General features: G+C 47.7%; 3 protein-coding genes and 1 pseudogene. 1 reads left to right on the top strand and 3 read right to left on the bottom strand.

The window, feature by feature from the left end; all coding sequences use genetic code 11:
• The first annotated feature begins 112 nt into the window (after positions 1–112).
• On the top strand, positions 113–406 hold the full coding sequence (gene bor / locus J5M71_RS25860) for a serum resistance lipoprotein Bor (RefSeq protein WP_000738492.1): 294 nt from the start codon (positions 113–115) through the stop codon (positions 404–406).
• A gap of 31 nt (positions 407–437) precedes the next feature.
• Here the strand turns inward: bor and rzpD are convergent, their stop codons facing one another.
• The 3 genes and pseudogenes from rzpD to J5M71_RS29415 form a co-directional block, all read right to left on the bottom strand.
• Positions 438–899 (bottom strand): prophage endopeptidase RzpD, encoded by a 462-nt coding sequence (gene rzpD / locus J5M71_RS25855; RefSeq protein ID WP_000092275.1) that lies wholly within the window; start codon positions 897–899, stop codon positions 438–440.
• Entirely contained in the window at positions 896–1372 is a 477-nt protein-coding gene (locus tag J5M71_RS25850) for a glycoside hydrolase family protein (protein WP_000229403.1), read from the bottom strand. Before J5M71_RS25850 ends, rzpD begins: the two co-directional genes overlap by 4 nt.
• A pseudogene (locus J5M71_RS29415) lies at positions 1356–1673 on the bottom strand (phage holin, lambda family). Before J5M71_RS29415 ends, J5M71_RS25850 begins: the two are co-directional and overlap by 17 nt.
• Positions 1674–1704 lie beyond the last annotated feature (31 nt).

The following is a 1704-nucleotide window of genomic DNA, read 5'->3' as shown; positions in this document are numbered from 1 at the left end:
GACATACATTAATAAATATTAACAATATGAAATTTCAACTCATTGTTTAGGGTTTGTTTAATTTTCTACACATACGATTCTGCGAACTTCAAAAAGCATCGGGAATAACACCATGAAAAAAATGCTACTCGCTACTGCGCTGGCCCTGCTTATTACAGGATGTGCTCAACAGACGTTTACTGTTCAAAACAAACCGGCAGCAGTAGCACCAAAGGAAACCATCACCCATCATTTCTTCGTTTCTGGAATTGGGCAGAAGAAAACTGTCGATGCAGCCAAAATTTGTGGCGGCGCAGAAAATGTTGTTAAAACAGAAACCCAGCAAACATTCGTAAATGGATTGCTCGGTTTTATTACTTTAGGCATTTATACTCCGCTGGAAGCGCGTGTGTATTGCTCACAATAATTGCATGAGTTGCCCATCGATATGGGCAACTCTATCTGCACTGCTCATTAATATACTTCTGGGTTCCTTCCAGTTGTTTTTGCATAGTGATCAGCCTCTCTCTGAGGGTGAAATAATCCCGTTCAGCGGTGTCTGCCAGTCGGGGGGAGGCTGCATTATCCACGCCGGAGGCGGTGGTGGCTTCACGCACTGACTGACAGACTGCTTTGATGTGCAACCGACGACGACCAGCGGCAACATCATCACGCAGAGCATCATTTTCAGCTTTAGCATCAGCTAACTCCTTCGTGTATTTTGCATCGAGCGCAGCAACATCACGCTGACGCATCTGCATGTCAGTAATTGCCGCGTTCGCCAGCTTCAGTTCTCTGGCATTTTTGTCGCGCTGGGCTTTGTAGGTAATGGCGTTATCACGGTAATGATTAACAGCCCATGACAGGCAGACGATGATGCAGATAACCAGAGCGGAGATAATCGCGGTGACTCTGCTCATACATCAATCTCTCTGACCGTTCCGCCCGCTTCTTTGAATTTTGCAATCAGGCTGTCAGCCTTATGCTCGAACTGACCATAACCAGCGCCCGGCAGTGAAGCCCAGATATTGCTGCAACGGTCGATTGCCTGACGGATATCACCACGATCAATCATAGGTAAAGCGCCACGCTCCTTAATCTGCTGCAATGCCACAGCGTCCTGACTTTTCGGAGAGAAGTCTTTCAGGCCAAGCTGCTTGCGGTAGGCATCCCACCAACGGGAAAGAAGCTGGTAGCGTCCGGCGCCTGTTGATTTGAGTTTTGGGTTTAGCGTGACAAGTTTGCGAGGGTGATCGGAGTAATCAGTAAATAGCTCTCCGCCTACAATGACGTCATAACCATGATTTCTGGTTTTCTGACGTCCGTTATCAGTTCCCTCCGACCACGCCAGCATATCGAGGAACGCCTTACGTTGATTATTGATTTCTACCATCTTCTACTCCGGCTTTTTTAGCAGCGAAGCGTTTGATAAGCGAACCAATCGAGTCAGTACCGATGTAGCCGATAAACACGCTCGTTATATAAGCGAGATTGCTACTTAGTCCGGCGAAGTCGAGAAGGTCACGAATGAACTAGGCGATAATGGCGCACATCGTTGCGTCGATTACTGTTTTTGTAAACGCACCGCCATTATATCTGCCGCGAAGGTACGCCATTGCAAACGCAAGGATTGCCCCGATGCCTTGTTCCTTTGCCGCGAGAATGGCGGCCAACAGGTCATGTTTTTCTGGCATCTTCATGTCTTACCCCCAATAAGGGGATTTG

The organism is Pseudomonas sp. 43(2021), from assembly GCF_017490805.1.
Classification (GTDB): domain Bacteria; phylum Pseudomonadota; class Gammaproteobacteria; order Pseudomonadales; family Pseudomonadaceae; genus Aquipseudomonas.
Note: the sequence above shows the minus strand (reverse complement) of the source record. Positions and strands in the feature narration are given on the sequence as shown.

Bases quoted from the DNA above. Each gene is read 5' to 3' on its own strand.
- bor (WP_000738492.1), top strand. From the start codon at position 113: ATGAAAAAAATGCTACTCGCTACTGCGCTGGCCCTGCTTATTACAGGA.
- rzpD (WP_000092275.1), bottom strand. From the start codon at position 899: ATGAGCAGAGTCACCGCGATTATCTCCGCTCTGGTTATCTGCATCATC.
- J5M71_RS25850 (WP_000229403.1), bottom strand. From the start codon at position 1,372: ATGGTAGAAATCAATAATCAACGTAAGGCGTTCCTCGATATGCTGGCG.